Below are 9,403 nucleotides of genomic sequence, written 5' to 3' on the forward strand. Positions count from 1 at the left end.
GGCGCGCCGTTACGCGGACAGTTCGATGTGGTGTGCGGCCCCGACGCTCTCGTAGCGCTGCGGGCTGCACGTCAGCACGATGACTTGACCGTCGCCGCCGACGGCGTCGAACACCGCGCCCATCTTGACCAGCCGGTCGGGGTCGGTGAACCCCAACGCGTCGTCGATCACGACGGGAACGCTGTCCTCCTTGGCAACCAGCGCGGCGCCGGCGAGTCTCGCGACGATGCCGAGTTGTTCCTTCGCGCCGCCGGACAACGATTCGTACGGCACGGTGCGGCCCGACAGGGTGCGGCTGCAGATTCGCAGCTGCGGGTCGATCTCCACCTCGAACGTGTCACCGAACACGATGCGGCCCAGACGCTCCACCTGATCGCGGAACGGATCGACATAGCGCTGACGGGTGGCGTCGCGGTGGCGGTTCATCACCGAGCGCAACAGCTGCGCGGCGCGAGCGCGCCGGTGCACCCGCAGGTACTCGGCCTCGGCGTGTTCGCGTTCGGTTTCGGCGGCGTCCAGCTGGCATTTGCGGCCCTCGGTGCCGTACACCTTCAGCTGCGCGGCGACCACCCGCAGCTCGTCGGCGACCTCGTCGTGCCTGCGGGTCAGCGTGTCCACCCGCCGCTCGGCCTCGTCAAGTGCGGCGGCGACGTTATCCGGTGCGCAGCGGGCCAATTCACCGCCCAGGTCGGCGACGAGACCGGTGGCGCGGCGGGCCTTCTCCATGTCGGCTTCGGCCTTGACGAGCAGATCGTCGTCGCTCACCGTCGCGCGCTGCTGGTGCAGCCGGTCACGTCTGGCGACAAGCTCCGCATAGCTCGTCGTCACCTTCTCCCGCGCCGTCGCGGCCTCTGTCGACCTCTCCCCCAACCGTTTTGTCGCCGCCGCGGCTACCTTGCGGTGAGTTTCGCAGTCGGCGACCGCCTTTCGATGTGCGGCGGTGGCTTCGTCGAGCTCGGCGCGAGCGCGCCGCGGATCCGTCGCGGGCGGGTCTTCGGAGCCGTCATCGGAGGACAGTTCGGCGAGCCGGGCCCGCAGCGCCTCGACGTCGTCGTCGCCGATCAGGCCGTGCACGGTGGCGGTCAGCTTGTCTTTGGCGCTCACCAGTTCCCGCCTGCGGTGATCGAGCGTCCGCGCGCTTGCGACGTCGTCGACCTTGGCTGCGGCCAGCGCATCGGACAGCACCTGTTGCGCGGCATCGAGTTTGGCCTGCGTATCGGATGCAGGCGCGCCTGGCACCACCCGAGCGGTCAGCACTCCCGGCACCGCGAACTCGGTCGGTGTGGTGGCGTTGGCCGACCACGTGGCGCCCGCGGGCAGGGTGACAGTCTGGCCGCCGACCTGCAGCTCGACGTCGGCCGCGGCGACGACCTCGATGTGGGCCGACGCCAGCTCGGCCTGCGCGGCAGCGAGTTCGACGGCGGCGGCCGCTGTTTCGATGTCCCGCATCAGCGCGTCGGTCACCGCGATCGATGCCAACTCCCGCTCCAGGCGGCCGATCTCGGCGTTGGCGCTGTCGATCTTGGTCAGGCGCCGCGCCAGCCGGTCGGCCTCGTCGCGGTCGGACAGCTGCTCGACCGCTCGTCGGGCGGCGTCCACGCGGGCCTGGCTGGCCTCGACGGCGGCACGCGCCGCGTCGGCGGCGGCCTCGGCGGCCTCATGCACTTCCTTGGCGGTCAGTTCCTCTTCGTGCGCTTGGGCCGCGGCGGTTTCCAGTTCGGCGACCGCGGCGGCGCGCTCGTCCACCTCGGCGCGCAGCCTGCGCCGCTCCGTCAGCGCGGCGACGGACGCCTCGAGCGTGGCCTCGGCGGCCGCGGCGACCACTTCGGCCTGCTTGAGCTGTTGGGTCAGCGCGGCGACCTCGTCGGCGGCTTTCCTTGCGGCGGCGAGCTTCTCGACCGCCGCCGCCCTCTCCTCGGCGAGCCGCGCCAGATCGGCGGTCAGCGTGGCATGCGTACGGACCGCGTCGTCGACCTCGGCGACGGCGGCCGCGCAGCGGGCCACCTCGGCGTCGGCGTCGCGCAGCCGCTTGGTCGCGGCGGCCCATTCGCCGGTCGGTCGGCCGGTCGGCGTGAAGTAGCGCAGATACTCGGCGTTTATCCGGTCGATCAACAAGGGCTCGGCCCCGGACAGTTGCACGGCCTCGCCCGCCGCGACGTCGAGCGCGCGGGACAGCGCGTCGCAACCCGACAGATCAACCGGCGCCGTCGACGCCGCCTGCAGCACACGCTGCGCCTGCCACAGGTCCGTGTCGACCGTCTCGGCAAGGATCGCGCGGACTCGGTCGTGGGCCTCGTCCCCGGTGAGCTGCTCGCGACGGGGCTCCAGCACGGTCAGGTGCGTCTCGGCGCGCTTGTGGAACCGCTTGTGATAAACGAAACGGAAAGGGCCCGTGGTGATTTCGGCTGTGATCTCGGCGCCGACGTCGGCGTGCGTCGGTTTGACCTGTTTGACTTCCTTTTTTGTCGACCGGTCCTTGGCCTCGAGCAGCAGATCGAGCGCCTCGATCATCGAGGATTTCCCGATCTCGTTGGCGCCGCTGACCACCACCACCCCGCTGTCGGGGAATTGGATCTCGCGGTGTGTGATGCCGCGATAATTCGTCAGGACCAGTCGGTGCAGCCTCATGCGATCCCCCTATCGGCTCCCCGCTCGACCAGGCGCAGCAGTAGCGACAGCGCCGCCCTGGCGTCGTCGGCGTCCTCGCCGCCTGCGCGTGCGGTGGCCACCAGTTCGTCGACCGCGGCCGCCGCGAACCCGCCGATGCCGAGGTCGTCGAACTCGCCATCGGCCGGAATAACCGCGATCTCGGACTGCTTCTCCCACAGCCCGAACGCCGCGAACAGCCGGGTGTACTTGTCCAGGCACGCATCGAGCGCGGCCTTGTCGGTGACCGTCAGCGAGCCGGTCAGCGCCAGCCGCACGACGGTGCGTTCCTTGTCGGCCATCAGGTCGAGATTGATGTCGAGGTCGGCGATGTCGCGGCTGTCGTCGACCGAGTGATGCAGCGTCACGAAACGCCACCGGCCTACGCGTCGCGCGTCGACGCTGACCGGACGGCTGGGCTGGTCCTCATCGATGTCGACCACCAGCACATGGCCGGGATCGGGTTCGATGTCGTCATAGTTGGTGACCTCGGGTGAACCGGAGTACCAGATCCGGCCGGAGTTGCCGACCTGCATGCGGGAGTGCTTGTCGCCCAACGCGACATAGTGCACCGCGCCGCGCGAGATGGCGGCGTGCAGCGCCTCGAGAGCGATCAGCGACGGCCGGTCCTTGTCCGGCACCAGGATGTCGACCGCGCCGTGGCCGACGACGATGCGGGTGGTGCCGTCGGCGGGCAGGCCGTCGATCACCTCCGCGATGAGGTCGGTGGTGGGAGCTTTCGACGTCCACGGCGCCGCAAGGATTTCCAGGCCGTCGCGCACCCGATGAACACCCGGCCGGTCGAGAACCCTGACATTGTCGGGGCATTCGGCGGTGAACAGCGCGCTGGTGTACACCGACGCGGCGTCGAGCGGGTCGTGATTGCCGGGCAGCAGGTAGACCGGAACGCCGATGGCGCGCATGGCCTCCAGGGACTGGCTGACCACGCGCGGTGCCAACTGGTTGTGCTCGAACACGTCGCCGGCCACGACGACGAACTCGGCGTTCGACTGTTCGGCCAGCGGACCGAGCGCCGCCACCACGTCGCGGCGGGCTGCCGAATAGCGGGGCTGCGCCTCGCCGTTGAGGAAATAGCGGGTCATCCCGAGCTGCCAATCGGCGGTGTGCACGAATCGCATCTCGACCTCCCCGTCCCTCAAATTTGCTAGGTGTGGCGAGTGTAGGACTGGCCGCCGACAACTCCGTGGACCTGCGTCGGCATGCCCTACGGTGATGTGGTGAGCGATCGCTATCGCACTCTGCTGTTGCTTCGGCACGCGAAGTCCGACTACCCGCCAGGGGTGACCGATCACGAACGCCCGCTGGCGGCACGAGGGCGGCGCGAAGCCGCGCTGGCCGGGGACTGGCTGCGGGCCAACACGCCGCCCGTGGATCTGGTGCTGTGCTCGACCGCCACCCGCACCCGTGAAACGCTGTCGCGAACGCGAATCGACGCGCCGGTGCGCTATCGGGATCGGCTCTACGACGCCACGCCGGGCACGGTGATCGAGGAGATCAACCTCGCCGACCCCGAGGCGGAGACACTGCTGGTGATCGGCCACGAACCGGCAATGTCATCGGTGGCGCTGGGCCTGGCGACGGCAGAAGGCAGCAACACGACTGCCGCCGAACACATTTCGATGAAATTTCCGACGTCAGCGATCGCGGTGCTGCGCACCGCGCAGCCGTGGGACCAACTGACGCTCAACAGCGCCGCACTGGTCACGTTCCACGTGCCTCGCTAGGAGCTAGGAACTGGTGGCCAGCGTGAGTTCCATCAGCTTGATGGCCATCCCGCAGGCGTCGATGCCCGGGTTCTGCGGGTTGACCCACCAGCCCACCACGCCGCCGGCGTCGCTGGCCACACCGCACGACCCGTTGGGGTCGTTGGGCGGGCGCATCACGATCGACGGCACGCCCGCGATGTTGCGACTTTCCACCTGATACTCAAGCTGATCGGCGGTGCGGCGCTCGTTGTCGAGGCTGCCCTGCTCGAACCAGAAGCGGGTGATGTCGATCAGCCCGGCCGGATTGGCCGCCTGCCAGCGGCAGATCGCACCGACGAACGTGCTCTGGATGTCGAGCGGATCAGCGCCGACGGTCTTGGCGAGGATGTCCTCGGTCAACACCTCGCACTCCTTGAGCAGGTTCGGATACTGCCGTTCGGAGTCGTCGTTGCGCGGCACGTCGCCGGAGCCGGCCTTGGCCGCCGTGCCTTCCACCGTGCGCGAGCAGCCAACCAGCAACGTCACCGTGGCCAGCACGGCCACGACGGCGGCGAGAATCCGGCGCATTGATGCGGTCATTTGGCGTTGACTATCGACTGACGGGTCACTTCTTTGGCCACGTCGCACGGATCGGGGAAGGGCTTCTGCGCGAAGCTGATGGACCATTCGATGAAGTCATCGTCGTACTGAATGCCGATCTCGCACAGGTTGGTGCCGAGGATCGGATCCTCACCGACCGCGATGAATCCGTCGTGGCCTTCGATGTTGATGTCCTCCACGCTGGCGCGGGACAGTTCCTCGGTTTTACGTTCACGCCCGATCGGACTGCCGCGGTACCAGCTGAAAGAGAAGTGGGGGCCGACGATGCCCCCGCCGGCCAGCCACTGGCAACCGACGGAATTCTTCGCCGTGTTGACCAGGCCGGGGACCCGGGTGAGCTCGGTCATCGTCTCATCGCTGATGCCCCCGCACTGCGGGAAGAACGGCCCGTGGGTGACGCCCTGCGCCGTCGGCGGACTGGACGGAACCTCGGGAGACGTCGAATCCGACTCGGAGCACGCCGCCAACACCGGAATCATGGCCGCCGCGGCGGCCAGCAGCTTCACGTTGCTGGGGATCACAGCGCACACTGTAGCGGCAGCTGCCGAACACCACCGTAAGAGACACGCTGACCTGCTGTTTTAGCCAGCAAATCGCCGTCGGGGTGCCCGCGAACGGGCAGGGTTGTATGCGAAAGTAACGGGATGCTCCTGGCACTGCTGCGGCAGTATGTGCGGCCCTACCGCGGGTTGCTGGCTGTCGTCGCACTGCTCCAGGTGATCAGCACGCTGGCATCCCTCTATCTGCCCACGGTCAACGCCGCGATCATCGACGACGGGGTGGCCAAAGGCGACACCGCCACCATCGTCGAACTCGGCGGGGTGATGCTCGCCGTCACCGCGCTGCAGGTGGTGTGCGCGGTCGGGGCGGTGTATTTCGGGTCGCGCTCGGCGACGGGCGTCGGCCGCGATCTGCGCTCGGCGATGTTTCACCACGTCACGGGGTTCTCGGCGGCGGAGACCGCGCGGTTCGGCGCCCCGTCGCTGCTCACCCGCACCACCAACGACGTGCAGCAGATCCAACTGTTGGTGCAGCTGACGTGCACCATGCTGATCACCGCGCCGATCATGTCGATCGGCGGGATTTTCATGGCCGTGCACCAGGACGCCGGACTGTCCTGGCTGCTGCTGGTCAGCGTGCCGGTGCTGGCACTGGCCAACTACTGGATCGTGTCGCATCTGTTGCCGATCTTCCGCCGCATGCAAAGGCTCATCGACGGCGTCAACCGGGTCATGCGCGAGCAGCTCTCCGGCATCAGGGTGATCCGCGCGTTCGCGCGAGAGCCGTTCGAACGCAATCGCTTCGGCGAGGCCAGCCAGGCGCTGTCGGACACCGCGCTGACGGCGGGGCGCTGGCAGGCGCTGATGCTGCCGGTGACCACGCTGGTGATCAACGTCTCCAGCGTCGCCCTGATCTGGTTCGGCGGGCTGCGCATCGACGCCGGCCAGATGCAGGTGGGCTCACTGATCGCGTTCCTGCAGTATTTCATGCAGATCCTGATGGCGGTGCTGCTGGCGACGTTCATCCTGGTGCTCATACCGCGCGCGTCGGCGTCTGCGGAGCGCATCGTCGAGGTGTTGTCCACCGAACCCGTGATCACCAGCCCGGCTGACCCCGTGCGGCCGCCGACGGTGACCGGCGAGATCAGCCTGCGTGACGCGACATTCAGCTATCCCGGGGCTGATCGGCCTGTGCTGCAGGATGTTTCGTTCACCGCGAAGCCCGGCACCACGACTGCGATCGTCGGATCCACCGGCTCGGGCAAGTCGACGCTGGTGTCGCTGATCTGTCGCATGTACGACGTCACGTCCGGGTCAGTTCGCGTCGACGGCATCGACGTGCGCGACTATGACACCGAAGCGCTCTGGGCCGCAATCGGATTGGTGCCGCAACGGGGCTACCTGTTCTCCGGCACCGTCGCCGACAATCTGGCGCTGGGCGCGGCTCCCGGACAGGTGCTCACCGAAGACGACATGTGGGAGGCGCTACGGGTGGCGTCGGCCGACGGTTTCGTGCGTGCGCACGCCGACGGCTTGAACATGCCCGTCGCGCAGGGCGGCATCAACTTCTCCGGCGGGCAACGCCAGCGGCTCGCGATCGCACGCGCCGTCATCCGCAGACCCGCGATCTATCTGTTCGACGACGCGTTCTCCGCCCTCGACGTACGCACCGACGCAAGAGTACGGGCCGCGCTCGCCGAAGTGTCAGCCGACTCCACCGTCGTCATCGTCGCCCAACGCATTTCGACGATCGCAAGCGCCGACCAGATCGTCGTCATCGACGACGGCAAAGTGGTGGGCACCGGCACCCACGACGAGCTGCTGGCCGACTGCCCCACCTACGCCGAGTTCGCCGATTCGCAAGCCGTCGGCGCCGGTGTCCGAGGTCGGCCGTGACGCAACCGATGGCTCGGCCGATACGCGGCATGGTGCAGTCGCCGACGGAACGCTCTCGCGACTTCAAGGGTTCGGCCATCCGTCTGCTGAAACGCCTTACGCCGCAACGCGGCATGACCGCAGCGGTGATTCTGCTCGGTGTCGGCGGAATCGTGCTCGGCGTGATCGGTCCGCGGATTCTCGGCCACGCCACCGACCTGTTGTTCAACGGCGTCATCGGCCGGGAGCTACCCGCAGGGCTCACCAAGGAGGAGGCGATCGCGGCGGCCCGGACCCGCGGCGACAACGCGTTCGCCGACCTGCTGTCGGGCATGAACGTCGTACCTGGACGCGGCGTGGACTTCGGGGCGGTCGGTCGCACGCTGCTGCTGGCGCTCGGCCTGTATCTGCTTGCTGCGCTGATGGTTTGGCTGCAGGCGCGGCTGCTGAACGTGGTGGTGCAGCGCACGATGGTGGCATTGCGGTCCGACGTCGAGGACAAACTGCACCGGCTGCCGCTGTCGTATTTCGACACCCGCCAGCGCGGCGAGGTGCTGAGCCGGGTCACCAACGACGTCGACAACGTCGCGACGTCGCTGTCGATGACGATCAGCCAGCTGTTGACGTCGCTGCTGACGGTGGTGGCCGTGCTGGCGATGATGTTGACGATCTCGCCGCTGCTGACGCTGCTGGCCGTCGTCACGGTGCCGCTGTCGCTGTATGTGACCCGCGAGATCGCGCGCCGCTCGCAGCGGTTGTTCGTCGCGCAGTGGGCGAACACCGGGCGGATGACCGCCCACATCGAGGAGACCTACAGCGGTTTCACACTGGTCAAGACATTCGGGCACCGGGCCCAGGCGGAGGAGACGTTCCGCCAGCGCAACGACGACGTCTACCATGCCAGCCGCGGCGCGCAGTTCTTCTCCGGGCTGGTCGGGCCCGCAACGACCTTCATCGGCAATCTCAGCTACGTCGCGGTGGCCGTGGTCGGCGGAATTCAGGTGGCCACCGGCCAGATCACCCTCGGCAGCATTCAGGCGTTCATCCAGTACGTGCGCCAGTTCAATCAGCCGCTGACGCAAGTCGCCGGCATGTACAACACACTGCAGTCGGGCATCGCCAGCGCGGAGCGGGTCTTCGACCTGCTCGACGCCGAGGAGGAATCACCCGACCCGGCGCGGGCGTTCCCCACCGCCCGAGAATCCGGCGAAAGGCCGGGCGGGGTGCGGGTGGAGTTCGACCATGTCGACTTCGCCTACCGGCCGGGCACGCCGGTCATCGAGGACCTGTCGCTGGTCGCCGAGCCGGGCAGCACGGTCGCGATCGTCGGGCCCACCGGTGCGGGCAAGACCACGCTGGTGAATCTGTTGATGCGGTTCTACGACGTCGACTCGGGCCGCATCCTCATCGACGGCGTCGACATCGCCACCGTCAGCCGCGAATCGCTGCGGTCGCGAATCGGCATGGTGCTGCAGGACACCTGGCTGTTCGGCGGCACCATTTGCGACAACATCGCCTACGGCAGACCCGACGCCGACGAGGACGAGGTGATCGAGGCCGCGCGCGCCGCCTACGTCGACCGGTTCGTGCACACACTCCCCGACGGCTACGACACCCGCGTCAGCGACGACGGCGGCAACATCAGCGCAGGCGAGAAACAGCTGATCACCATCGCGCGCGCATTCCTGGCCCGCCCGCAACTGCTGATCCTCGACGAGGCGACGAGTTCGGTGGACACCCGCACCGAGCTGTTGGTGCAGCACGCGATGGTCGAACTACGCCGCGACCGCACCAGCTTCATCATCGCCCACCGGCTGTCGACCATCCGCGACGCCGACCAGATCCTGGTGATGGAGGACGGCAGGATCGTCGAACGGGGCAGCCACGCCGAGCTGCTGGCGCGCCACGGCGAGTACTGGGCGATGGCGCAGGCCTGATTTCCCTTCCGCGAGCAGACGCTAATGCCCGCAAAGTTCCAGGGCGATTTCTGGGGGTGATTGCAACAGCCACCTTGTTGGAGGTTGTTGTGTATCTGAAGGCTTATCCCTGGATTAT

At 67.9% G+C, this 9,403-nt stretch carries 7 protein-coding genes; 3 read left to right on the forward strand and 4 right to left on the reverse strand.

Annotated features, from left to right (window positions below; all coding sequences use genetic code 11):
• Nucleotides 1-9 precede the first annotated feature (9 nt).
• Together CQY20_RS09050 and CQY20_RS09055 are read right to left on the reverse strand one after the other, a co-directional pair.
• Nucleotides 10-2,628, reverse strand: coding sequence for an AAA family ATPase (locus tag CQY20_RS09050; protein ID WP_097939736.1), 2,619 nt, complete (start codon nucleotides 2,626-2,628; stop codon nucleotides 10-12).
• Entirely contained in the window at nucleotides 2,625-3,785 is a 1,161-nt protein-coding gene (locus CQY20_RS09055) for a metallophosphoesterase family protein (RefSeq protein ID WP_097939737.1), read from the reverse strand. Before CQY20_RS09055 ends, CQY20_RS09050 begins: the two co-directional genes overlap by 4 nt.
• Before the next feature lie 99 nt (nucleotides 3,786-3,884).
• Between CQY20_RS09055 and CQY20_RS09060 the strand changes: the two genes are divergently transcribed.
• A complete protein-coding gene (locus tag CQY20_RS09060) occupies nucleotides 3,885-4,391 on the forward strand; it encodes a SixA phosphatase family protein (protein ID WP_097939752.1) in 507 nt (168 codons plus the stop codon).
• Between the two features lie 3 nt (nucleotides 4,392-4,394).
• Here the strand turns inward: CQY20_RS09060 and CQY20_RS09065 are convergent, their stop codons facing one another.
• Together CQY20_RS09065 and CQY20_RS09070 are read right to left on the reverse strand one after the other, a co-directional pair.
• The gene (locus tag CQY20_RS09065) at nucleotides 4,395-4,940 is read right to left on the reverse strand and encodes a DUF3558 domain-containing protein (RefSeq protein ID WP_163701356.1); all 546 of its coding nucleotides are present in this window, start codon (nucleotides 4,938-4,940) and stop codon (nucleotides 4,395-4,397) included.
• A gap of 8 nt (nucleotides 4,941-4,948) precedes the next feature.
• Nucleotides 4,949-5,452, reverse strand: a complete 504-nt coding sequence (locus tag CQY20_RS09070; protein ID WP_163701358.1) for a DUF3558 domain-containing protein — start codon at nucleotides 5,450-5,452, stop codon at nucleotides 4,949-4,951.
• Between the two features lie 165 nt (nucleotides 5,453-5,617).
• On the opposite strand from CQY20_RS09070, the gene CQY20_RS09075 reads away from it, so the two are divergent.
• Nucleotides 5,618-7,369 (forward strand): ABC transporter ATP-binding protein, encoded by a 1,752-nt coding sequence (locus CQY20_RS09075; protein WP_097939739.1) that lies wholly within the window; start codon nucleotides 5,618-5,620, stop codon nucleotides 7,367-7,369.
• 8 nt (nucleotides 7,370-7,377) lie between these two features.
• Nucleotides 7,378-9,285, forward strand: a complete 1,908-nt coding sequence (locus tag CQY20_RS09080; protein WP_097939754.1) for an ABC transporter ATP-binding protein — start codon at nucleotides 7,378-7,380, stop codon at nucleotides 9,283-9,285.
• The last annotated feature ends 118 nt before the right edge of the window (nucleotides 9,286-9,403 follow it).

The sequence above is a fragment of the Mycolicibacterium agri genome (genome assembly GCF_002553505.1).
GTDB classification, from domain to species: domain Bacteria; phylum Actinomycetota; class Actinomycetes; order Mycobacteriales; family Mycobacteriaceae; genus Mycobacterium; species Mycobacterium agri.